This is a genomic window from Maridesulfovibrio frigidus DSM 17176 (assembly GCF_000711735.1).
Taxonomy (GTDB): Bacteria; Desulfobacterota; Desulfovibrionia; order Desulfovibrionales; family Desulfovibrionaceae; genus Maridesulfovibrio; species Maridesulfovibrio frigidus.
Genome location: NZ_JONL01000002.1, coordinates 577,220 through 600,051 on the forward strand (window position 1 = coordinate 577,220; position 22,832 = coordinate 600,051).

Below are 22,832 nucleotides of genomic sequence, written 5' to 3' on the forward strand. Positions count from 1 at the left end.
CCAACGCCTGATTCATAGATTAAAAGAAGTAAACTCTCAACCTTGAACGTGACATCAAGGCATATTTACTTTTATCCAAACATTCCAGAGCTCTGCCGAACACAAACATCAAGTAAACAATAACACTACAATTGTAACAGTATTGTAACAAAAGGATTTTTGAGGCATGATCGCCTGAATTGGCCCTGTTTTAAAGGGATGAGAGCCTTTGTATCTATTTGTAAGCAACTTGACCTAACCATTTTTACGTGCTTGTTACTGCGCTGTAACAAAAGCAAGTAAGTAATGTATATCCTAAAGTAGCACGCAGGTTTGGAGGGACAATTGCCCAAGAAATCTTTACATATGAAAATTCTTCTCTGGGGCTGGGCAATTATGCTCTGCGCTCTGCTGCTGACCTTTTGGTTTTACTATGGCACAGTTGCGGAAGAACTCACCAGTTCAAGTGGTCAGAGTACCTCGCACTTACTTAACTTTGTCCGGGGACAAGTAAATAAAAGTAACACAGTGCCGGGCACTTCCTCCTTTCAAAAAACAGTTACAGAACTAGGCCATGATCTTGGCATAAGAATCACTTATATTAAGAGCGGCAAAGTTTTAGCGGATTCTGAAGTTCAAGAAAGCAGACTTTCTAAACTCGACGACCATTCTAACCGGCCGGAAGTCATCGCAGCAGAAGCAAGCGGCTCTGGCGAAAACGTCAGATACAGCACAACTCTCGACACCCGCATGTTATACGTGGCTAAAGCCATGGGAAAAGACGGTGAATTCCTGCGTCTCGCCATGCCATACTCCGTTATAGGCGAACGCTTAGCTAGGGTTAAAGTCAATTTCGCCCTTGTTTTGTTACTCATAGCAGCAGGATCAGCACTGCTACTCATATATATAGGTAAAAGAACTTCCGCCGCTGTCACTGAAATATCTGCAACAGCTACAGCAATCGGCGAAGGTGACTACAGCAAAAGAATCAGAGTTCTCCCTGGCGGTGAATATAAACTGCTGGCAAACTCTATCAATACCATGGCCCGTAAAATTCAGGGCCATATCAGGACAATTGAAGATCAAAAGAACAAGCTCGATGCCATGTTTGAAAACATGAAAGAAGGCATAATGGTTCTTGATCCTGATGGTAAAATTGAATCCGTTAACAATTCAATGATCGAGATTATTCCTGAAACAGCTAACAGCAAAGGCAGAATGCCTCTTGAAGTGCTGACTAGGCATGAAATTCAGGATTCTGTTGATGCTATCATCAATAATCGCAGTGAATCTAAGTCAGATTCAATCATTCTTGATTTTTCGGATGGACGTTCAATGAATGTAACAATATGTTCATTCAACGATTCAGAAAATAATAGAAAACTTATTCTCGTTTTTCATGACATCAGTGAAGTTCGCCGAATTGAGATGGTGCTCAGAGACTTTGTCTCAAATGCTTCACATCAGCTCCGTACTCCACTGACAAGCATAAAAGGGTATACTGAAACCATCATAGACAACCCTCCAAACGACAATAAGACTCTCTCTAAATTCCTGAACATAATTCTCGATAATGCAAACCATATGTCAAAAGTAATAACAGGCATGTTTGCCTTGGCCCGCAGTGAATACTCAGGTAAAAAACTTCGGTCCGAGCCAACAAATCTAAAACTAACCATAAGTCATAGCATTGATAACCTTACCAAACAGGCTGACGCGAAAGAAATTACAATAACCACCGGACATATCGTTGAAGACCTGGTTGTAGGTACAGATGAAGGTTTGATCCAAATTTTTGAAAATATTCTGGAAAATGCAATAAAGTATGCTCCGGAAAAAAGTGCGATTAGAATTGAAACAGAATTGGACGGAAGTTCGGTAACGACTAAAGTTATTGACGAAGGGCCGGGGATAACTCCTGCCGATGCGGAAAGGATTTTCGAAAGGTTCTTTAAACTTGATGAAAATGCTGTCGAAAACGGCAGCTCTGGACTAGGACTTGCTATTTGTCGTAGTCTTGTTCGAAACTTTAATGGTGACATTTGGGTTGAAAGCCCGACGGATATAGCTTCTGGAACAGGCTCCGCATTTTGTGTGAAGCTTCCGACAGCAATGGGCTGATTACGCCGATAAGACTTAATAAGTTTTCAATAAGGGGATTATCTTTAATGGATATTTATGACGTATTTTTCTACCTGTCCCTGTTCGCAGGGTTTATGATGGCCTTTAACCTAGGTGCAAACGACGTGGCAAACTCCATGGCGTCTGCTGTAGGTGCAAAAGCTATCAGTATCAAACAGGCTGTTTTCATCGCAGGTACGCTTAACTTTGCGGGAGCAGTTTTTCTTGGCTCACAAGTAACTGCAACGGTAAGTAAGGGAATCATTAATGCCAGTGTAATTGGCGACCCTAAAATTGTAATGATAGGGATGTTCTCTGCGCTACTGGCTGCGGGGTTATGGGTTTTGATCTCAACACTGACGGCCTTACCCGTTTCATCTACTCACTCTATTGTAGGTGCGATTCTCGGATTCGGACTTGTTGCAGGCGGACCGGATGTTGTAAATTGGATCAAAATGGTCGGGATCGTTATGTCCTGGATTATTTCTCCATTTTTTGCAGCAACCATCGCTTATTTGATATTTACCCATATCCGTAAAACAATCCTTTTCCAAAAGGACTTTATTCACCAAGCCAAGAAATGGGCTCCGATATGGATGGGCTTAACTGTCCTTCTTATTTCTCTCTCATTTCTTTACAAAACGCCAGTAGGCAAAAGTCTACACCTTCCCTTTTTGGGAGCGTTAGCGCTCGGCTGTGGTATTGCCGGATTAGTTTGGTTTATAGGTAGACTGGCTGTAAACAAGCTGGTGGGAGATCCTGAGCAGGGAGCTGAAGCTGTCGAAGAGACTTTCAGAAAACTGCAAATCGGAACATCCTGCTATGTAGCCCTTTCTCAGGGTGCTAATGATGTAGCCAACGCAATCGGACCGGTTGCTGCAATCTACCTTATATCTAAAGAGCACGTACTCCGCACAAATGCAGATGTACCTCTCGGTTTGCTGGTCATGGGCGGAGTTGGTATTGCTATTGGTATCGCCCTTCTCGGTCATAAAGTAATGGGCACAGTCGGAACCAAAATCACCGTACTGACCAATACCAGAGGATTCGCGGTTGACTTCGGAGCTGCAACAACAGTTCTTGTCGCTTCCAACATGGGACTTCCCGTTTCATCAACTCACGCGGCAGTTGGTTCAGTCGTAGGAGTTGGTCTCGCAAGAGGATTCTCAGCAGTCAACTTTAAAATACTTGGTAAAATTGTCGTTTATTGGGTATTAACTGTACCTATAGCTGCATTCACATCAATAATAATATTTACAATCCTCAAGTGGATTTGTCTCTAGTCTTAAATTTAAGGAGGTCAATATGCGTTTTCGTTTACCTTTTCTCGGAATTATAGCTTCAAAAGATCCAATGGACGGACTTACCAAGCACTACGATAAAATTGCTGAGTGCATTCAAATCATCAACGATTCCGTAGAATGCTACGTAACAGGCGATGCTACATGTAAAGAATTCGGCGACCTCATCGAGCAGATCGATACGGTTGAAAGTCAGGCGGACAAGATCAAAAGATCTATCCGTAACCACTTGCCGCACAGCATGTTCATGTCTGTAGATAAGACTCTGTTCTTTAACTACACACGCAGTCAGGATAACATCCTCGACAACGCTCAGGAAGCCCTGCACTGGCTTGCCATGCGCAAAGTAAGCATTGCTACAGAATACCAGAAAGACCTGATTCTGCTCCTTTCTGAAGTTAATGACACAACAACCCGCCTCGGCCCCGCGCTAAAAGCAACCATTGAACTTAACAATGGCTCTTCAATTGATCGCGAAAAGACCAAACAGGCTATCAGAAAAGTTCGCAAGCATTACGCAAGAGCTGTAGAACTCAGAAAAGAACTCACTCACAAGATCTACAATTCCGACATGGAATTTAAAGACATCTACCAGCTTACGCATTTCGTAGATTGTTTGAGCGAAATGGCTCACCAAGCAGAAGGATGTGCAGATATCCTCCGCGCGATGCTGGCCAGATAAGCGACTCAGTTACATATCACGCAAAAAGCCCCTGAAAACATTGTTTTCAGGGGCTTTTTCATTAATCCAATAAACGAGTCTTTTTTCCAAACTGGCAAAACAGCTTGTTTAATCTCACGCCTTCCAATATATTATATCAATAACTATATAAAAGGAGAGATTGATGAACTTTGGATTTCTTATAGAAAAGAACCCTGTTTCCTTTTGCCAATTTTCTATCAACCCACTCGAAAATTTTGATCAAACTATTGAAAATTTTTATGCAACATGTCGCGTGAGTAATGGTTGGATATACAACCCTCAAAAACAATTAAATAAGAACCATGAAGAACTACAGCTCTTTAAACAAGAGGCTCCTAAAAGTTCAAAACCATATACATTACCAGCCACACACAAGATAACATCTGAAGAACCTATCGAAGACGATAACCACTTCAAATTCTTAATTTTAGGTTATGGATTCCTTCACGGATTATACTTACTTCCTGAAAAACATAACTATCTAACAAAAACTCCCTATAAAGTTGGTTCATTACATAGTCTTCTATTGTTTGATAACGATCTTAAAATTGGCATGAAAAGCTTAAATAATTTCTACTGCAACTCCTCACACACAGACCAAAAACAAGCATTTGCCATTCTACACTGGTTTTTAGCAGGACAGTCTTACCAAAGCCGTTGGGATCATTTTGAAGCGCAGTATAAAGTACTAGATGGCATTTTTCGCTTATCAAAACTGGACGCGGGGAAGAAACACATTCCTCACAGTAAACGCCCTTTTTTATTAACAGAAAAGTATCACGTTAAACTTCCAAGTTGGGCAAAAACTTCTGCAAAACCTAGCAAGTTAGGTATACTCAGAAATGAACTAAGCCATGAAGCCAAATTCGCAGGGCAACCGATTGGATATGGGCATCCTAAAGAAAACTTCCACTTCGAATTTCCTGTATTTAACATGAAGCTTACTTGTGCAGTGCTTGGATTAAACACACCATTTATTAGCAAACTACTTTCCCGTGATAGGGATAGTTGGAGCCTAAAACTTTAATGAGAAAATCCTTCAAACAAAAAGCCCCTGTACGAGTCGCGTGCAGGGGCTTTTTCATACAGAATTCTTCATGTCCGACAAACCACAAAGCGTTCACCTATAATGAAGAAGGTGATCCTGTGACCATGACTTATCAAGATAAAACATACAATCTAGCTACGGATCAGGTCGATATAATATTCATGGTTGCGGATGAAAGGGGTAATGAGATAAAAGAAATTATTCACGATTCGTTTGGTAATAAAGCTTTCGATAGTAATGAAGAGTTTGATACGAAAATAGGGTTCGCTGCGGGTTTGCTTGATAAAGATACGGGGCTAGTTCACTTCGGATATCGTGATTACGACCCCACCATCGGCAGATTCATAACTCCCGATCCTATTGATTTAGCTGGCGGGGATGTGGATGTTTACGGCTACTGTTTGGATGACCCCATTAATTTTCATGATCGGACTGGCTTGGCGGGTGAGAGTGAAGATTCGAAGGACGAATTAGCCGATACTATGATTAACTAGTAAAATTTACTTTATTCAAAAGATCAAAACCCCGACGCACTGCGTGCACCGGGGTTTTGATTTAATATTAATATAAAAGCGATTTAAAATCTTTCGAATTCATCGTCCGCACTCATATCTAAATTGATAGACTCTTTCTTTGCAAACGCTTGCGGCTGGGACCGAGGTGCCGCCTGTGTAGCCCGCTGCGGGAGAGCTCTGGACGGAGGTCTTGCCACTGTTGCGGAAACCTGACGTGCACTAGAGCCGTCAACGCGGAAGAAGGAGATCGTGTCCAAAAGCTGATTAGACTGACTGGAAAGTTCCTCAGCGGTGGATGCCATCTCTTCCGATGCAGAGGCATTTTGCTGAATAATATGGTCTAACTGTTGAATAGACAGATTGATTTGCTCTGCGCCTGAGTTCTGTTCATTGCTGGCAGCAGTGATTTCCTGAACTAGAGAAGCAGTCTTCTGAATGTCCGGAACGATGGTTTCAAGGGTCTGTCCGGCCTTTTCAGCAACGGCTACGCTACTAGTGGATAGTTCACTTATTTCGCTAGCAGCTGTTCCGCTTCGTTCAGCGAGTTTGCGAACCTCAGCAGCAACCACTGCGAAACCTTTGCCGTGTTCGCCAGCGCGGGCAGCCTCAATAGCGGCGTTAAGTGCTAAAAGATTAGTTTGGCGGGCTATCTCTTCAATGATAGAAATCTTGTCCGCGATATCTTTCATGGCCTGTACCGTTTCGGTTACAGCCTTCCCACCGTCTTCGATATCTCCGGCAGCTTTGGAGGCAATGCCTTCGGTCTGCCTCGCATTGTCAGCATTCTGGCGAATATTGGCAACCATTTCTTCCATGGAAGAGGACACTTCTTCGATTGCAGAAGCCTGATTTGTCGCGCCTTCAGAGAGTTGCCCTGAAGAAGAAGACATTTCTGCGCTTCCATTATTAACGTTGTCGGCAGCACTACGAACATCGTTGATTACGACTTTAAGTTTATCTGCCATAATCTGCATTGTGGCATACAACCCTTTAGCATCATTTGTAAATCGCACGTTCAAGTCACCGTTTGCGATGTCGTTGGCAACAGATGCCACTACTGCAGGTTCGGCTCCAAGCAAGCTCAAAATCCCTCGAGCAACCAAGATACCTATGAATATACTAGCTAAAACAGTAACGAGTAGGATGATAATGGTCCATTGCAAAGCACTACTAGCTGCGGCGGCGGCCATTTTGACAAATCCCTCAGCCTTGCCACCGGCAAAATCGATGAATCCTGCAATACTTTTATTGATCTTACCCACATGCTCAGCACCTTTACCCTTGGTAATAGCAGCGGCTTCAGCCCGTTCTCCGGCCCTCATGTGTTCAATGACATTATCCCGTATAGGCTTCCAGTCCGTGATGAGTTTTTGAGCTGCATACACGGCAGATTTATCTCCGAGAAATCTTTCGTCAACAATTTTAAAATCTGCCTTGATACGCTTTTCAAGTTCAGCGATTTGATCAATGGCCTTGTCGATCTGCTTCGGAGACTGGGCCAAAGCTACGTCCTTCATAGAGCGGTGAATCTTCACAATGTCGGTATCGATACGAAGCATGGCGGTGCTGACTGCATATGGATGCTTGTAGAGATTAACTGTCATTTCCGACAATTTATTCATACTGACAATGGAAACCCCTCCTAGAACTAATGCAAGAAGAACAACTACTCCGAAACCTAATACCAAACGCATTTTAACAGAAAGATTCGCGAACATAAAACCCCTCAAGTGTAAAAATTACTTACCTTTCTTTCCCCCAATTCGCCCCCCAGAACCATTTTCATCACCTGCCGATGACATAGTAAAGATACACTTAAGTTTTGAGCTACAATCATTTACTAACTTTAATAGTACTATAAAACTTAAGGATTAAAATCTAGGTTTTTATGATGATTATCATACGGATACAATCAAATATTTTTGCGCCTTGTATGTTTCGGACACAGTTTTTGCCCCTTAGAAGTAAGAAAAACATAGTACAGCACGGTATAAAGCTCTATAAATGTAGGGCAAAACACAAGATATGGCGGTAACTTATGAAGGGTAAAGGCTCATTGGCAATATTTATATATAGAAAAAACAGTGGGAAAAGTGACCAATAAAGAAATTGAAATGACAACTTTAAGATATTGAAAAAACTTAATAATCACGCCCGTCTTTCAAAGACATGCGCTTTATTTTGCCACTCGACGTCTTGGGAAGCTCATCTCGGAATTCAATGCTTTTAATTACGACAATAGGCCCAAGCTCACTGTGAATGTGATCTATCAATTCCTTGTGTAAATCATCGGATTCCATTGCGTCATAAATCAAGGTAACGAAAGCCTTAGCAACTTCTCCCTTGATCTTGTCCGGCACCCCGACGACAACAGCTTCGGCAACATCAGGGTGACTTGTCAGCGCGCTTTCCACTTCTGCGGAGCCAATGCGGTGTCCTGAAATACTGAGCACATCATCAGCGCGGCCCTGAATCCAGAAGTAACCGTCTTCATCCCTGCGCGCGACATCTCCCGCATAGAACATTCCCGGTATAATTCCCCAATAATGGTCGGCAAGTGCGCGATCATCATTCAATACAGCGGTAAACATTGCGGGCCATGGTTTCTTGATTACAAGAAATCCGCCCTTACCTGCTGGAACCGACTTACCTTCGAGATTCACGATGTCGGCGTCAATGCCTGGCAAAGCTCTAGTAACCGAACCGGGCTTGAGCACGGACACAGGCATAGGGCTGATCATGATCATACCGGTTTCGGTCTGCCACCATGTATCAAGAACCGGGCATTGGCTTTTACCAATGTTTTCGTAAAGCCAGATCCACGCTTCAGGATTAAACGGCTCACCTACCGCGCCCAGAATTCTGAGCGTGGAAAGATCATGCTGATCAGGATAACTGTGCCCGAAACGCATCAGTGTGCGAATCTGAGTGGGCGAAGTATAGAAAATTGTAACGCCGTACTTGGAAATAATGTTCCACATTCTGTCGGCTTGCGGATAAAGGGTATGCCCTTCGTACATTACAGTCGTTGTGCCCGCTAGAAGCGGCCCGTAAACGAGATAACTGTGACCTGTTATCCAGCCCGGATCAGCGGAACACCAAAAAATATCTGTGGGTTTAAGATCAAACACCCACTTAAAAGTCCTGTGCACACCGACCATATAGCCGCCGTGACAATGGATTATACCCTTAGGCTTCCCAGCCGTCCCTGACGTATGCAGAATAAAAAGCGGATCATTTGCATCCATGACTTCAGATGCAGCATGAGAACGCTCATGGCGGACAATATCCTCATACCAGTAGTCTCTTGCGGAATCCATTTCCACTTCAACATTGGCTCTGTGTACGACGACAACAGACTCAAGAGAGTCAGCAGGAGATTCAAGCAGAGCACGATCTACTTCTTCTTTCAGCCTGACAACTTGTCCATTTCGATAGAAACCATCGACCGTAACCACGACACGAGGCTGGATTTCTCTTACACGCTCGCGGAGCAACTTTGCGGAAAAACCGGAAAAGACTAAAGAATGAACCGCGCCAATTCTGGCGCAGGCAAGCATGGAAATAACTGTTTCGGGAAGTTGCGGCATGTAAAGGACAACACGGTCCCCCTTGGAAACGCCAAGAGCACGTAGCCCGTTCGCGAACCTATTTACCGCACGGTAAAGCTCATAATATGTAAATTGGCGAGAATCGCCGGGCTCGCCTTCCCATATGAGAGCAAGGCGGTTTTTATTAGCGGTTTCGATATGACGATCAAGAGCATTGTAAACAATGTTACATCTGGCGCCAGTAAACCACTTGTAGTTAGGAGCTTCGGATTCATCAAGTACACTATCCCACTTGGTGAACCAGTCTAACTCTTCAGCTGCTTCTTCCCAGTAACCAGTGTGATTAGACTCAGCTCGTTCGCGAGCAGCCCGTAAATCCTGCGGATTTACGCCAGCCTCAATGATCATCTGCGGCAGGGGCCTAAAAACCCGCTCTTCGTGTAGAAGACTATCGACTGCTTCAGGATGATCCATGTGCTGCTCCCTTAATTGATACGACCAAATCAACCTTAACTGCCGCAATTTTATTAAAACCTAAAACCATTCTTCCAATTTCACTGATACGCCTACCCACGAACCTTTGCATGCCATATTCGATAAACGGCGTAGGAAGTTCGATGAACGGCATCATTACATCCCTAGTATCTGTTTCAGCTTCGCAATACGTCGTCTGCTGATAGGTAGCTCAATACGGGTGCGTCCTGCGGTCCTAAGCATAAAGTTACTACCGGGAAGGGAAGCTATTTCGGTAACCATTTCTAAATTTACCAGATACTTACGATGTACTCTAAAAAACCTATGAGGTTCTAGGCGTTCTTCTAAAGCCTTAAGTCTGTGCGAGGTCAAAAATTTCTGAGTGGCGGTATGTACATAAGAATAATCTTCGAAGGCCTCCACGAAAATTATCTGAGTATAAGGAATGAGCATCATACGCCCGTCTTGGTTAACGGGTAGTTTCTCAATTTCAGGCTGGCGGGTTTGGGAAGAGTCCCATGCTTGTTTCAATGCGGCAAGAAAGCGATCCTGCTCATCTTCCTCGAGGGGCAGCTGCAAAGTTTCTTCGCCAGTCTCAACACCGGAACCGGATTCTTTCCAATCAGACGGTTCAGGAACTTCACGGAAATGGGATTTAAATCTTAAAATACGTTCAACAGTCTTAGCCATGCGCTCTTCATCTGGAGGCCAAATTAGATAATCTACAGCTCCAAGCTCGAAGGCCTGATAAGCTGTCGTCTCGTCTTCGGCTATAAAGATCAAACCGGGCTTATGCTTACTGGACCCAAGAGCCTGAGCAAACTCAATCCCACTCATCCCTTCTGGGAAATTTAGAGCCACGAAAATTATGCCATAGCCAACTTCCTTGTGCATATCGAGGGCTTCATCGGCAATAACCGTTTCGCCCAAAAGCCGAACAACACCAACACCGCGCAAGCTTTGCCGGATGAAAGATCTGACCTCTGCGTCAGGATGAAGGATTAATGTCTTAAGACTGGGCAAAATCATCTCCGCAACAACAAATTAACCTAATTATTCTAGGGATAGCTTTAATCGTTCATGACTGCAAGAACTCTGACAATGAAAATACGGCAAAATTTATAATACTAATGACCAAAATATTAATTCATAAAACTTTGGCCTTTAATAACCATTTTTATAAAAAACCGAATCATTTGAGAGATTATCCGCTTGACTTTAACAAGAATGATTACTATTAATTTCTCCAGAGGTCATTATGAAAATAGGACAAAGAAGATCAAAACAAAGGGAACTTATTCTTGAGGAACTTAAAGCACTAACCTGCCATCCAACAGCAGACGAGCTTTATGAGATTGTCAGGAAACGGTTAACAAACATAAGCTTGGGAACAGTGTACAGAAACCTTGACTTGATGGCTTCCTCTGGAATCATATTAAAGATAGATTCTGGGGGAAAGAACAGGTTTGATGGTAACGCCATACCTCACCCACATCTAAGATGTATCGAGTGCGGAAAGGTTGATGACATCATGTTTGATGTAAGTCTGCCGATACCAAGTGAACTTGAAGCCAATGGTTATGAAATTACAGGATGTACAATTGAGTACTACGGCATCTGCCCGAACTGCAAAACCTGTTGCTAAAAGATCATTTAAGAAGGTCCATTTTCAATATGAATTGATGGCGAAGTAACAATATAGAAATCTAAAAAATAAACTGACAGCGACGTTATAAGCTGATACTTCAATGAGTAGTGCAGTCTAGTACCACTATACTCAAAATAATATATTTAAGGAGAAAACAATCATGGCTGGATTAAAAGGGTCACGTACCGAAACCAATATACTTACTGCATTTGCTGGGGAATCTCAGGCCCGCAATCGCTACACATACTTCGCTTCTCAAGCCAAAAAAGAAGGCTTTGTTCAGATCTCCAAAATTTTTGAAGAAACCGCCAATCAGGAAAAAGAGCACGCAAAACGTCTCTTTAAACTCCTTGAAGGCGGAGATGTAGAAGTAACAGCTTCTTTTCCTGCAGGTGTCGTCGGTACAACTGCTGAAAACCTCATGGCTTCTGCTGCCGGAGAAAAAGAAGAATGGGAACACATGTACCCGTCTTTTGCAAAAATAGCTGAAGAAGAAGGCTTCACCACCATCGCTGCAGTTTTCAAAGCAATCGCTATTGCAGAAGAATTCCACGAAAAACGTTATGTTGCTCTTGCTAAAAACATAGAAGACGGTAAAGTTTTCGAAAAAGACACTTGTGTGGTATGGCAGTGTCAGAACTGTGGATATACAAGTGAAGGGAAACAGGCTCTAAAACAGTGTCCAGCTTGTGCTCACCCTCAGGCTCACTTCCAGCTCGTTTGTGAAAATTACTAAATTTAACCCCTGCAATGGAGACTAAAATGGCTGAATTATTTGAAGTATATAAATGCGACGCTTGCGGCAATATCACTATGGTTATGCATGCTGGCCCCGGCAACCTTGCTTGCTGTGGAACAGACATGAAACTCATGACCGAAAATACCGTTGATGCTGCTAAAGAAAAACATGTTCCTGTCATTGAAACAATCGAAGGCGGATACAAAGTTAAAGTTGGCGCAGTTGCTCATCCAATGGACGAGAAACATTACATAGAATGGATTGAACTTGCTTCAGGTAACGATCGTTACCTGAAAAAACTAAATCCAGGCGAAGCCCCTGAAGCAGATTTCTGCGGCTGCAAATTCGGAACAGAGCCAGTTACTGCTCGTGCATACTGTAACTTACACGGTCTCTGGAAAGCTTAAACTTTTCAAAAGAAGGACATCAAAATGGCTGAACCAAGCGAAATGTACCAGTGTCAAGTTAGCAATTGTGGCTTTATCTACAACCCTGAGAAAGGTGATAGAAAAGGCAAAATTGAAAAAGGGATACAGTTTAAAGATCTTTCAGAAGATTGGAAATGCCCAATTTGTGGTGCTACTAAAAAATCATTCAAAGCTTTAGGCTAGTTAATAACTATTTTTACGGAGATATTAAAATGAAATACGTATGTAATATTTGTGGATGGGTTTACGATCCTGCTGAAGGCGATCCAGATGGCGGCATTGCTCCAGGAACTGAATTCAAAGATATTCCTGCTGATTGGGAATGTCCTGTCTGCGGAGCGGGCAAAGACGATTTCGAAGCTGAATCTTAGACCCCTTAGATTCTTTTAGTCATATCATTATATTCATTCAGAAAGCCGGGGTTTACCCCGGCTTTCTACCTTAAACATCTAAAGTAGTAGGGATTTAACGTGAGACCTGTTGAAATTAAAGATGGAATACATTGGGTAGGAGCCGTTGACTGGAATTGCCGTAATTTTCATGGCTATGCTCTTTCCTCAAAAGGCACAACATACAATGCCTTTGTTATTGATGATGAAAAGAAAGTCCTTATTGATACAGTACCGGCTGCATTTGAAAGCCAGTTTCTTTGCTCTGTCGCCAACGTGACCGAACTTGAAAAAATTGACTATATTGTTGTCAACCACCTCGAGCCGGATCATTCAGGATGTCTTGCCCGTATGGTCGAGCTTTGCAAACCTGAGAAAATTTTCATTTCACCTATGGGCGCGAAAGCTCTGAAGACTTTCTTTGATTGCGAAGACTGGCCTATAGTTGTTGCTAACTCCGGGGACGAAATTTCCATCGGAAAGAACACTCTCCGTTTTTACGAAACTAAAATGCTGCACTGGCCTGACAACATGTTCACTTTCATTCCAGAAGCTAAAATGCTTGTTTCAAGTGATGCTTTCGGACAGAACTGGGCAACCAGCGAACGCTTTGTAGATGAAGTAAGCAAAGAAAAAGTATCTGACCTCATGGCTCAGTACTATGCTAATATCGTCAACCCATACTCTGCAAAAGTTATTAAAACTCTTGAATTCTTTGGCGAGCTGAACCTTGATATTGACATGCTCTGCCCTGACCATGGCCTTATGTTCAGAGGTGAAGATGTTGGATTTGCTCTTGGCAAATACGCAGACTATGCAGCTCAGAAGACTACCAACAAAGCTGTCATCGTATACGATACCATGTGGAAATCCACAGAAAAGATGGCAAATGCCATTGCTTCCGGTATCGCAGACGAAGGTGTCAGTGTTAGAATGATGAATGTCAAAGCGAACCACCACAGTGATATCATGTCCGAAGTTTTTGATGCAGGCGCAGTCATTCTTGGCTCCCCTACTCATAACAACGGCATCCTTCCAGGCATGGCTGATGTTCTGACTTACATGAAAGGTTTGAGACCTCAGAACAAAATCGGTGCTTGTTTCGGTTCATTCGGTTGGTCCGGAGAATGCGTTAAGATTCTCAGAGGCTGGCTCGAAACAATGAACATGGAAATCATGGATCCAAATATTAAAGTTAAAAACCGCCCTAATCATAAATCCTTCGAGGAATGTTATGAACTAGGACGCGAAATTGCGAAAGCTGTTAAAGCTAAGAACGCATAGTAATTCTATAATCACCGGGTGAAACGCTTGTTTTGCCCGGGGATTATTTAACAAGGAGAATTAACATCATGGCAGTTGGACGGCAGATAAAAAAAGCAGTCATGACGGCCTTTGCTGATGAAGACTGGGAGCAGAAATTTTCTGATCTCATGGAAATTCATCCTATGCAGACTCTCATCGCCCCTCTTTTCTCATCTCTTTGTGCTCCTTCAATAATTGTGCGCTGGCACGGAATATCCTCTTTTGGACAGGTGATGAATCGCTTGTTTCAAGAAGATGCGTCCAAAGCTAGAATCGTCATGCGCAGAATAATGTGGATGCTTAACGAAGAATCGGGTGGATGCGGATGGGGCGTACCTGAAGCAATGGGCGAAATCACAGCTTCAAACAAAGTTTTGGCTAATGAATATGGAAGGATTCTTCTCAGTTACATACATGAAGAAGAAGGCAGGCCTGAAAATTATCTAGAATTCACGTTGCTACTTCGCGGAGCTATATGGGGCGTTGCCAGGTTGGCTCAGGACAGACCTGATATTGTTGAACCCGCGACCGATGATCTGATCAAATTTCTTAATAGTAGTGACCAAGTGCTTATTGGTATTGGTTGCTGGGCTCTTGGGGGACTTAAGGCGGAACGTGCTGCTGGGCCACTTAAAGCTCTCACAACCAACGACTCTACTATTGATATTTACAAGGACCGACTGCTGCAATCCGTGACAGTTGGACAATTGGCGCAGGAGGCCCTCGGGAAAATTTCCGGGGAATTATTGTAAATCTAGAACAAGGAGAGGAATGATGGATGTTGTAATGCTGTCAAGGCTTCAATTTGCCATGGCAACTATGTTCCACTTCATTTTCGTGCCCCTCACTCTAGGACTTTCCGTGATGGTCGCCATCATGGAAACCTACTATGTGCGCACCGGAAAAGAAATTTATCTCAGAATGACTAAATTCTGGGGAAAACTGTTTGTTATCAACTTCGTGCTCGGGATCGTAACCGGGTTAACCCTTGAATTTCAGTTCGGAACCAACTGGTCCCGGTACTCGATGTATGTTGGTGATATATTCGGTTCACTGCTCGCTATTGAAGCTACAGTGGCCTTTTTTATGGAATCAACATTTATTGCGGCATGGATTTTTGGCTGGAAAAAACTTTCCGCGAAAATGCATTGTGCCTGTATATGGATTGTTGCAATTGCATCAAATATTTCAGCGATTTGGATCATTCTTGCCAACGGCTGGATGCAGAATCCAGTTGGTTATGTAATCCGTAACGGACGCGCAGAACTTGATGATTTCGCCACAGTACTTTCTAACCCGTTCGGATGGTCACAGTTCCTTCATAACGGATTCGCAGCATTCATTGTTGCCGGATTCTTCCTTATGGGAATCAGTGCTTACCATCTTCTTCGCAAGAACGAAGTTGAATTCTTCACCAAGTCCTTCAAAATGGGCATGGTCTGTGCTTTCATTTTCTCTCTGGCAGTTGCCATGCATGGTCACGGACACGCACAGATGGTAGCTGAAAAGCAGCCTGAAAAGCTTGCCGCAATGGAAGCTCTCTGGGAAACCACAGATAGTGCGCCTATGTACCTTCTCTCAATACCTGATGAAAAAAACGAAAAAAACTCAGTTGAAATGTTCGGAATCCCCGGTGGACTTAGCTTCTTGGCTTTCGGCTCCTTCGATGCTCCTGTTAAAGGACTCAAAGAATGGCCTAAAGAAGATCGTCCACCAGTCATGGTTACTTTCCTCGCCTTCCGCGCAATGGTCGGATTAGGCACGCTCTTCCCTATCCTTTGTATATGGGCATGGAAAAAAAGAGACAATCTGGTTGAAAACAGACTGTTACTTCGCGTCATGCTTTACGCCATCCCGCTTCCCTACATTGCCATATGGGCAGGTTGGGCTGTTACGGAGGTCGGCAGGCAGCCGTGGATCGTATATGGAATGATGAAGACCAGCGATGCGGTTTCTCCCATCGTGACAAGTCAGGTCGCATTCTCGCTCATCGGCCTAACCTTGCTCTACACTATGCTTGGTTGCTGTGAGCTATTCCTGCTGACCAAATTTGCACGCAAAGGTCCTGAACCTAAGAAGGCTTAAGAGCTTTAACAAACTCGATAAGTCAAGGAGATAAACATGCTGGAAACAATATGGTTCTTACTATGGGGAATACTCTGGGCCGTCTATTTCATGCTCGATGGGTATGATCTGGGACTAGGGTCAGTGATGCCTTTTCTCGCCAAAAGCGAAAAAGATAAAAAGACAATTTACAATTCAATGGGTCCCTTCTGGGATGGTAATGAAGTATGGCTCGTCACAGCCGGCGGAGTTACCTTCGCGGCTTTCCCAACAGCTTATGCTGTTATGTTCAGCGGACTTTACACAGCCCTGATGCTTCTGCTTATGGCGCTTATTGTTCGCGGCGTAGCATTCGAATTCAGAGGACTGGTTGAAAGCGACTGGTCACGTAAATTCTGGGACGGCGCTATGGTCGTCGGCAGTACACTTCCGGGACTTCTTCTTGGTGTTGCTTTTGCCAACATTTTCCAAGGCATTCCAATCAATGCTGAAGGTGTTTTTCAGGGCGGCTTGCTGACTCTGTTGAACACTTATGGTCTTGCAGGCGGAATTCTTTTCGTATTGCTGTTCGCAATGCACGGATGTTTGTGGCTGGCTGTCCGCACTACAGGAGACCTTAATGCTCGTGCCGGTAACCTTGCTGCGACAATATGGCCTCTATTGGTTGCTGTGTATGCGAGTTTCCTAGCTCTCACCAGCATCTACACTAAGCTCCTCAGCAACTACCTGACTCACCCAGCTCTTCTGTTGATCCTGCTCATACCGATTTTTGCAATCGTGATGATCAGAACATACATATCAGCACAGAAATGGTGGTTGGCGTGGACATGCTCTGCAGCTCTTATCTTCTCCACAACCATGTTTGGCATAATCGGACTATTTCCGGCACTGCTGCCTTCAAGCATCAATCCGGCTTTCTCCATTACCATCCACAATGCTGCTTCCAGTCAGATGACGCTTAAAATCATGTTGACAGTAGCTCTCACAATGGTTCCTGTTGTTATTGCGTACCAGTTCTGGATGCATAAGCTATTTGCAACCAAGATTACTGATGAAGATATCGGTTACTAAAAAGTAATTTAACTTTAAACATAGATCGGAGATTTAAATATAATGTCTAATAAAGTTCTTGAAAAAGCTCTTAACGAACACCTGAATGCTGAAATGTACTCAGCATACCTATACCTTTCCATGTCTGCTTACTTTAGCGACACTGGGCTTAGCGGCTTTGCAAACTGGATGAGAGTACAGGCCAAAGAAGAACAGTTCCACGCTATGAAATTCTACGATTACATCAACGAACGCGGCGGAAAAGTTTTGCTAACAGCTATTGAAGCACCACAGCAGGATTGGGCTAGCCCACTTGAAGCTGTTGAAGCTGTTCTTGAGCACGAAAAGAAAGTAACAGCGCTCATCAATGGCCTTGTTGATCTCGCTATTGATGAAAGAGATCACGCATCAAACATCTTCCTGCAGTGGTTCGTAACTGAGCAGGTTGAAGAAGAAGATAACGTTAACGCAATTCTGGACAAGCTCAAACTTGCCGGTGCGGAAGGTAACGGAATGTTCATGCTTGATAAGGATCTTGCTACTCGCGTTTTCACTGCTCCTGCAGGTGAATAAGCACAGTTCTTAGCAGATCACTTGATATTAAATCCCCCTGAATCTTAGTGGTTCAGGGGGATTTTTTTGTTTTATCGCCTTTCACCACTCCCTTTATTGACAATGTATTTTTATTGCGTACCTTTTTAGCTGATCCCAACGAATCTGGAGGTGGCTTATGGTTATAGATTTCGGCTCAATTTCAAATTTACCGTACGAATTTGATAAGATGTTTAACGGAGTTTTTAATCCGCAACATTACAAACGCAGGAAAGAGGCATACCCACCAGTAAATATTGGTGAAGACAATACAAATATATATGTCCATGCAGAAATGCCGGGCATAGATATTGACGATCTTGATATTTCCATCACTCCAAAAGATATCGTGATCAAAGGCGAACGGAAGTTGCCTGAAGGTCGATATTTCCGGCAGGAGCGTATTTCCGGCATATTCCAAAGGATTGTCGCCATCCATACTAGTATTGATGTGGATAAAGCATCCGCCACCATTAAGGATGGCGTGCTACTGATGACACTACCTAAAGTCAGCTCGACTGCGCCCAAGAAAGTCGCAGTTGAAATAGAGTAAGGATTTAGTATGATAGAAGAAACTAGAACTAACAAAGATATGGATGAAATAGATCCTGCTACAGATATAGTTGAAACTGAAAATGGATTTTACATGTATATGGATCTTCCCGGTGTAAAAAAGGAAGACCTCAATATTGATGTTGAAGAGAATGTTCTAGTCATCGCAGCGAAGGCAACTAAACAGGCTGTGGATGGCGAAATTTTTATTCAACAAGAGTTTGGAAGTGGCGATTATCGTAGAAGATTTAACCTTGCGGTTGTTGTAGATCCAGACAATATCAGAGCTAATCTCAAAAATGGGGTGCTCGAATTATTCCTACCCAGAAAGAATGCAACAAAACCACGCAAAATCAAGGTTTCGCATACAGATTAAGCGGTTCCAAGCTGGCTACTGAGATTAATTTGAAAATTAGCAGTTCTTTATTTGATCGTCTTTTCTGTTTCTGATAAATGGCAATAAACCATATGGAGGTATGTCTGAAATGAAAGCATTTAAAATATTATTAGTTGTGTCCCTTTTTTGTGTAGCTCTCTCATTCGGAGCAGTCGCTAATGCCGGTACTAAAGCCATCGTAAAGATGGATACCAGCTTAGGAACGATTATCCTTGAGCTTGATAAAGACAAAGCTCCGCAGTCTGTTGATAACTTCCTTAAATATGTGAATGAAGGCCATTACGATGGAACTATCTTTCATAGAGTTATTAGCGGTTTCATGATTCAGGGCGGAAACATGGACAAAAACATGAAGCGTAAACAATCGCGCGGGCCTATCCAGAATGAAGCCCGCAACGGCCTTTACAATGACGAGTACACCATCGCTATGGCCCGTACAGGCGATCCTCACTCCGCGACAGATCAGTTCTTTATCAATACAGCTGACAACGGCGCCCTAAACTTCAAATCCGAAAGCGGATCTGGTTGGGGATACGCTGTTTTCGGTAAGGTTCTCGGCGGCAAGAAAGTCGTAGACAAAATTGAAAAGTCCATCACTTACCGCAAAGGTGGTTTCAGTGATGTTCCGGTTAAGCCCGTAGTCATAATTAAAGCGGTAGAAATTAAGCAGTAGAAATACAGCAATTAGTTCCAGTCTATAAATGACACAGAAAAAGCCCCGGTAGATTAATCTACCGGGGCTTTTTTGATAACAAATAAAGTCCGCAATCTTTACGATGCTGAGAACGTTATGCGCAGCATTTTTTGTATTTCTTACCGCTTCCGCATGGGCAAGGCTCATTGCGGCCAATCTTTTTGTCTTTCTTGATAGGCTGTGGGGCAACCATGTCACCATCAATGTAAAACCAGACACCATCTCGTTTTTCAAACTTGCTGTCTTCGTGATGCTTGTGAGTTACGCCGCCCTGCTCGAAAGTTGCGATAAATTCAACTTTTCCGTCAGTATCTTCAGGCTGTCCATCGACAGTAGAAACAATCTCAAGTCCAAGCCAAGTGGATGAATTCGCCCACTCTTTTACCTGCTCAGGCTCATAATCGTGCTTGCTTTCCGGCGCCAGAGTATCTCCGAGATAATCTACACTTTTCACAGCAAAAGCTGTGTAACGGGAGCGCATCAATGCTTCAGCAGTTGGTGCAGGCTCTTTTCCTGTAATGTATGGTTCGCAACACTCGGCATAGACAATTCCGGAACCGCAAGGACAATCACTCATGTTATTACTCCAATCGTTTAATCAACCCATAGAAAGTTTATATGAACGGCTTAGTGTTCGCCGCAGGACTCATGATCATCACAAACAACAGCAGAGTCAGCAAGGTTACCCTGTGCCCACTGTGCAACGGCCTGTTTCAAATCTCCGCCACAACCGCGGATAACGTTTATATTGCTGGCCTGCAAGAGATTAACAGCTCCCTGCCCCATATTTCCTGCAAGTAGAACTGTTACACCCTTCTCAGCGAGAGTGGGAACAATGTTGGACTTACATCCACATCCTGGAGGAGGAGTAATAGTTTCTTCACCAATAATGTTTTTATCATCGTCTAAGGTGAAAAGTGTGAAAGCTTCACAATGACCGAAATGTCCGTCTACCTGACCATCTCTGGATGGAAGTGCAATTATCATAGTTGTGTCTCCTGGAAAAAAAGGTAAGAATAATACAGACCCATGCATTAAACTTGTATATGAAAAGTTACGTGCTCAAATTATTAAACAGAACAATCCGCCGAAACTATGATAACTATCACACCCACATTGTCCATACCTGACAGTGAAATAAATTTTATTACTAGCCGCAGCTCAGGCCCGGGCGGACAGCACGCGAATAAGACCTCATCACGAGTGACTCTTATTTTTAATCTGCAAGAGTCCCCAACCTTAAGCGAACATCAAAAAGCAAGAATTCTTGCCAGAATTTCCAGTAGAATCAATAGCAAAGGCGAGTTGCACCTCTCTTGTGAGGATCATCGCAGCCAGTTTCGCAACAAAGAAGAAGCTATAGAACGATTCAAAACTATCATGGCAAATGGGCTGAAGCCGATCATAAGCAGGCGTAAAACCAAGGTGCCATATTCCACAAAACGTAAACGTCTAAACAATAAGAACAAACGTGCTGAAACCAAAAAGAGCCGTTCTAAACCAGATTATTAACCTAGAAATAAGCCCATAGATTATTCATCTAAAATATTGCACAGAACCAACTCCTGAGTTATTTAGAAGATAATTATTCATATTCGAATCGGAGGAAACATGAAATCTGCTCTCTGCACCCTTTTCTGTTTTATGCTTTTACTGATGGGCTCTGTGCTTCATGCTCAGGAAGGCGGATTCGCCAACAATTCAGACCAAATCCTTGAAATGCTTCTTGGACCAGGAGATTCTGCGGGGGATTTATACGGATTAACGGGCACTGCCGGCATGAGCGGAAGGGTTTATCTGAAAATTGAATTCGATATAAATTCTGCAAAAATAAGAAGAGAAGCTCTGCCCATTGCAAATGCTCTAGGTTCAGCAATGACCTCAAAGCGCGGCATAGATATGTCTGTTCTTTTAAAAGGTCACACCGACTCTGATGGCGATAAAAAATACAATAGATCACTAAGTCTCAAAAGAGCCGAGTCCGTACGCAAATATTTAGTCAGTAAGTTTAAAATTGATCCGAAAAGAATAACAGTTGAAGGCGCGGGCGAGGATGAACCGGTTGTTTCTAACGACACAAGCAAAGGAAGAGCTACCAACAGACGAGTTGAAGTCGTAAATACGACAGGTTCAAAGAGCGTCAGCATTCCAGCACCTAAGAAAAATACGACTGTTAAGTGGTAATTATTTACTAGTTTTACTGGAGCAGCGGGCAGGCGAAGGAATCGTAAGGAAGCGGATTAATTTTCATGTACTCTTCAACATGTTTATTGAATGTGTCTAAAAAATTGGGATTATTTTTTAAAAACGCGTTTGAAAAATATACACCTAGCGGTTTGCTAAGAAGAGTCACGACCTTAAAGCGACCATGAAGATTTTGTTTCATAATTTTATCTGTCATGACCATATCATTTGCAAGCATGGCATCGAAACGTCCAAGTAGAAGCATATTAAGCAACTGCTCAGTTGTTGGCGGTGACGCTGTCACGTCATAACCATTATCCTTCAGCCACGTAAGCATGTTCGAGCCCCGGAATGCCGCTACTGTTGCGTTCTCTTTAAAATCAGCTCCACTTGGATCCAGCTTGTTATCCCTAAGCATATACCAATTCCACCGTTGCTCGGCGATTAAGGACGATCGCACTCCATTGCGGTCTCGCTCTTGGTTTTGAGATGCAGCAAAATATCCGTCCACTTTTCCGTCTTTAGCCATGCGCTGAGCTCTGAGCCAAGGAACAACAATAAGGTCTAGCTCCACACCCATCTGCTTTAACGAATATTTCACAACTCGCACCGCGCAGCCATCAAAGACATCATTCTCATCATAACAGCCATAGGGACACCAATTATGAGTCGCCAGAGTTATCTGCGTAGTCTGAGCCAATGCGGGAAATGGTAGAGTTATTAGCAAGGCCAGTATAATTACTATTTTATAACTTTTCATTAAATCCCTCTCAATAGTGATAAGCTATATTATATGATCTACCTGTATAGTAAAGGTCAAGGGTAAATTGGAGGGAAAAGGGCTTGCTCCGCCATTATAGCCCATAGGGTCTGGAGTGAGAAACCGTCCGATGGCAGGGTCGTAATCGCGATATCCGAAAATAATAAGCCCCGCACTATTTGGGTGCGGGGCTATTGTTATGACCTTGCGTTATTTAGTTTCTGACATTTCGGGCATCGAAGTTTGTCCTGCTTACAAAGATAGAAAAGACCAGACCCACAAATTATGTAGTCTACTATCGAAATAGAACCTTTCACGTCAAAAAAACTAATTGCAACT

General features: G+C 43.3%; 28 protein-coding genes. 20 read left to right on the top strand and 8 right to left on the bottom strand.

Annotated elements, in window-relative coordinates; all coding sequences use genetic code 11:
* Window positions 1–324 precede the first annotated feature (324 nt).
* The 5 genes from BR06_RS0106845 (at window position 325) to BR06_RS0106865 (ending at window position 5,646) form a co-directional block, all read left to right on the top strand.
* Complete coding sequence (locus BR06_RS0106845) at window positions 325–2,100, top strand: ATP-binding protein (protein WP_235727678.1); 1,776 nt, start codon at window positions 325–327, stop codon at window positions 2,098–2,100.
* A 47-nt stretch (window positions 2,101–2,147) separates the two neighbouring features.
* Window positions 2,148–3,383: an inorganic phosphate transporter gene (locus BR06_RS0106850; RefSeq protein WP_031481607.1), complete on the top strand. Its 1,236-nt coding sequence runs from the start codon at window positions 2,148–2,150 to the stop codon at window positions 3,381–3,383.
* Between the two features lie 22 nt (window positions 3,384–3,405).
* On the top strand, window positions 3,406–4,083 hold the full coding sequence (locus BR06_RS0106855; protein WP_031481609.1) for a DUF47 domain-containing protein: 678 nt from the start codon (window positions 3,406–3,408) through the stop codon (window positions 4,081–4,083).
* A gap of 163 nt (window positions 4,084–4,246) precedes the next feature.
* Window positions 4,247–5,131, top strand: a complete 885-nt coding sequence (locus BR06_RS0106860) for a hypothetical protein (protein WP_031481611.1) — start codon at window positions 4,247–4,249, stop codon at window positions 5,129–5,131.
* The gene (locus BR06_RS0106865) at window positions 5,131–5,646 is read left to right on the top strand and encodes an RHS repeat-associated core domain-containing protein (protein ID WP_031481613.1); all 516 of its coding nucleotides are present in this window, start codon (window positions 5,131–5,133) and stop codon (window positions 5,644–5,646) included. The genes BR06_RS0106860 and BR06_RS0106865 overlap by 1 nt, the downstream gene beginning before the upstream one ends.
* A gap of 83 nt (window positions 5,647–5,729) precedes the next feature.
* Here BR06_RS0106865 and BR06_RS0106870 read toward each other — a convergent pair whose 3' ends face one another.
* The 4 genes from BR06_RS0106870 to BR06_RS0106890 form a co-directional block, all read right to left on the bottom strand.
* Window positions 5,730–7,385 carry a methyl-accepting chemotaxis protein gene (locus tag BR06_RS0106870; RefSeq protein ID WP_031481616.1) on the bottom strand — a complete coding sequence of 552 codons (1,656 nt, stop codon included), beginning with the start codon at window positions 7,383–7,385 and terminating at the stop codon, window positions 5,730–5,732.
* Window positions 7,386–7,808: 423 nt separating this feature from the next.
* Window positions 7,809–9,692 carry an acetate--CoA ligase gene (gene acs / locus BR06_RS0106880; RefSeq protein ID WP_034602891.1) on the bottom strand — a complete coding sequence of 628 codons (1,884 nt, stop codon included), beginning with the start codon at window positions 9,690–9,692 and terminating at the stop codon, window positions 7,809–7,811.
* Window positions 9,679–9,849, bottom strand: coding sequence for a hypothetical protein (locus BR06_RS20305; protein WP_211252467.1), 171 nt, complete (start codon window positions 9,847–9,849; stop codon window positions 9,679–9,681). Before BR06_RS20305 ends, acs begins: the two co-directional genes overlap by 14 nt.
* Window positions 9,849–10,715, bottom strand: a complete 867-nt coding sequence (locus BR06_RS0106890; protein WP_031481620.1) for a LytR/AlgR family response regulator transcription factor — start codon at window positions 10,713–10,715, stop codon at window positions 9,849–9,851. Before BR06_RS0106890 ends, BR06_RS20305 begins: the two co-directional genes overlap by 1 nt.
* A gap of 235 nt (window positions 10,716–10,950) precedes the next feature.
* Between BR06_RS0106890 and BR06_RS0106895 the strand changes: the two genes are divergently transcribed.
* The 13 genes from BR06_RS0106895 to BR06_RS0106955 all read left to right on the top strand — a co-directional run bounded on the left by BR06_RS0106895 (window position 10,951) and on the right by BR06_RS0106955 (window position 19,528).
* Window positions 10,951–11,337 (top strand): Fur family transcriptional regulator, encoded by a 387-nt coding sequence (locus BR06_RS0106895; protein ID WP_031481622.1) that lies wholly within the window; start codon window positions 10,951–10,953, stop codon window positions 11,335–11,337.
* Window positions 11,338–11,500: 163 nt separating this feature from the next.
* The gene (gene rbr, locus BR06_RS0106900; RefSeq protein ID WP_031481624.1) at window positions 11,501–12,076 is read left to right on the top strand and encodes a rubrerythrin; all 576 of its coding nucleotides are present in this window, start codon (window positions 11,501–11,503) and stop codon (window positions 12,074–12,076) included.
* Window positions 12,077–12,102: 26 nt separating this feature from the next.
* Window positions 12,103–12,486, top strand: a complete 384-nt coding sequence (locus BR06_RS0106905) for a desulfoferrodoxin (protein WP_031481626.1) — start codon at window positions 12,103–12,105, stop codon at window positions 12,484–12,486.
* Window positions 12,487–12,510: 24 nt separating this feature from the next.
* Complete coding sequence (locus BR06_RS0106910; protein WP_031481628.1) at window positions 12,511–12,690, top strand: rubredoxin; 180 nt, start codon at window positions 12,511–12,513, stop codon at window positions 12,688–12,690.
* Window positions 12,691–12,719: 29 nt separating this feature from the next.
* A complete protein-coding gene (rd, locus tag BR06_RS20080) occupies window positions 12,720–12,878 on the top strand; it encodes a rubredoxin (protein ID WP_084154047.1) in 159 nt (52 codons plus the stop codon).
* 99 nt (window positions 12,879–12,977) lie between these two features.
* Window positions 12,978–14,180: an FprA family A-type flavoprotein gene (locus BR06_RS0106920; protein WP_031481630.1), complete on the top strand. Its 1,203-nt coding sequence runs from the start codon at window positions 12,978–12,980 to the stop codon at window positions 14,178–14,180.
* A 68-nt stretch (window positions 14,181–14,248) separates the two neighbouring features.
* Window positions 14,249–14,953, top strand: a complete 705-nt coding sequence (locus tag BR06_RS0106925) for a DVU0298 family protein (RefSeq protein WP_031481632.1) — start codon at window positions 14,249–14,251, stop codon at window positions 14,951–14,953.
* A gap of 22 nt (window positions 14,954–14,975) precedes the next feature.
* Window positions 14,976–16,286 carry a cytochrome ubiquinol oxidase subunit I gene (locus BR06_RS0106930; protein ID WP_031481634.1) on the top strand — a complete coding sequence of 437 codons (1,311 nt, stop codon included), beginning with the start codon at window positions 14,976–14,978 and terminating at the stop codon, window positions 16,284–16,286.
* 36 nt (window positions 16,287–16,322) lie between these two features.
* The gene (cydB, locus tag BR06_RS0106935; protein WP_031481636.1) at window positions 16,323–17,336 is read left to right on the top strand and encodes a cytochrome d ubiquinol oxidase subunit II; all 1,014 of its coding nucleotides are present in this window, start codon (window positions 16,323–16,325) and stop codon (window positions 17,334–17,336) included.
* Window positions 17,337–17,378: 42 nt separating this feature from the next.
* Window positions 17,379–17,888 (top strand): ferritin, encoded by a 510-nt coding sequence (locus BR06_RS0106940; RefSeq protein ID WP_031481638.1) that lies wholly within the window; start codon window positions 17,379–17,381, stop codon window positions 17,886–17,888.
* Between the two features lie 157 nt (window positions 17,889–18,045).
* On the top strand, window positions 18,046–18,459 hold the full coding sequence (locus BR06_RS0106945) for an Hsp20/alpha crystallin family protein (RefSeq protein ID WP_031481640.1): 414 nt from the start codon (window positions 18,046–18,048) through the stop codon (window positions 18,457–18,459).
* Between the two features lie 9 nt (window positions 18,460–18,468).
* Entirely contained in the window at window positions 18,469–18,834 is a 366-nt protein-coding gene (locus tag BR06_RS0106950; RefSeq protein ID WP_031481642.1) for an Hsp20/alpha crystallin family protein, read from the top strand.
* Window positions 18,835–18,943: 109 nt separating this feature from the next.
* Complete coding sequence (locus tag BR06_RS0106955; RefSeq protein WP_031481644.1) at window positions 18,944–19,528, top strand: peptidylprolyl isomerase; 585 nt, start codon at window positions 18,944–18,946, stop codon at window positions 19,526–19,528.
* Window positions 19,529–19,643: 115 nt separating this feature from the next.
* On the opposite strand, the gene BR06_RS0106960 is transcribed toward BR06_RS0106955, so the two are convergent.
* Together BR06_RS0106960 and BR06_RS0106965 are read right to left on the bottom strand one after the other, a co-directional pair.
* Entirely contained in the window at window positions 19,644–20,126 is a 483-nt protein-coding gene (locus tag BR06_RS0106960; protein ID WP_031481646.1) for a YchJ family protein, read from the bottom strand.
* 50 nt (window positions 20,127–20,176) lie between these two features.
* Window positions 20,177–20,536 carry a NifB/NifX family molybdenum-iron cluster-binding protein gene (locus BR06_RS0106965; protein ID WP_031481648.1) on the bottom strand — a complete coding sequence of 120 codons (360 nt, stop codon included), beginning with the start codon at window positions 20,534–20,536 and terminating at the stop codon, window positions 20,177–20,179.
* A gap of 108 nt (window positions 20,537–20,644) precedes the next feature.
* Between BR06_RS0106965 and arfB the strand changes: the two genes are divergently transcribed.
* Both arfB and BR06_RS0106975 read left to right on the top strand, forming a co-directional pair.
* Window positions 20,645–21,061 carry an alternative ribosome rescue aminoacyl-tRNA hydrolase ArfB gene (gene arfB, locus BR06_RS0106970; RefSeq protein ID WP_031481650.1) on the top strand — a complete coding sequence of 139 codons (417 nt, stop codon included), beginning with the start codon at window positions 20,645–20,647 and terminating at the stop codon, window positions 21,059–21,061.
* 99 nt (window positions 21,062–21,160) lie between these two features.
* Window positions 21,161–21,733 carry an OmpA family protein gene (locus BR06_RS0106975; RefSeq protein WP_031481652.1) on the top strand — a complete coding sequence of 191 codons (573 nt, stop codon included), beginning with the start codon at window positions 21,161–21,163 and terminating at the stop codon, window positions 21,731–21,733.
* A gap of 13 nt (window positions 21,734–21,746) precedes the next feature.
* On the opposite strand, the gene BR06_RS0106980 is transcribed toward BR06_RS0106975, so the two are convergent.
* Both BR06_RS0106980 and BR06_RS20925 read right to left on the bottom strand, forming a co-directional pair.
* Window positions 21,747–22,493 (bottom strand): substrate-binding periplasmic protein, encoded by a 747-nt coding sequence (locus BR06_RS0106980; RefSeq protein ID WP_051676951.1) that lies wholly within the window; start codon window positions 22,491–22,493, stop codon window positions 21,747–21,749.
* A gap of 24 nt (window positions 22,494–22,517) precedes the next feature.
* Window positions 22,518–22,694, bottom strand: a complete 177-nt coding sequence (locus BR06_RS20925; protein WP_156952681.1) for an RHS repeat-associated core domain-containing protein — start codon at window positions 22,692–22,694, stop codon at window positions 22,518–22,520.
* Between the last annotated feature and the right edge of the window lie 138 nt (window positions 22,695–22,832).